This is a genomic window from Microbacterium sp. B19, from assembly GCF_000333395.1.
GTDB lineage: Bacteria > Actinomycetota > Actinomycetes > Actinomycetales > Microbacteriaceae > Microbacterium.
Window position 1 is genome coordinate 1 of sequence record NZ_BADA01000502.1, and the last position, 223, is coordinate 223.

Genomic DNA, 223 nt, shown 5'->3' on the forward strand with positions numbered 1-223 from the left:
CAGGTACGCGTACCGCGTCGATCGGGCCACTCTGGAAAGTGACCCGGGTGCACCGGCCGGGTCCGCCGACGGTGAAAGCCCCGCGTCGCTGCGACGCCCGGGCGAAACTCTCAGGTTCATGACAGAGGGGGAGTTCTCAGGCGTCGACCGGCGTCTGACCGTCCTTTTGAACGGCAGAACTCATGACCGACACCCCCGCTCCACCGCGCTCGTCTCCCTTGCA

General features: G+C 66.8%; 1 riboswitch.

Annotated features, from left to right (window positions below):
• Positions 1-21: 21 nt before the first annotated feature.
• Positions 22-135, forward strand: a riboswitch (glycine riboswitch).
• The last annotated feature ends 88 nt before the right edge of the window (positions 136-223 follow it).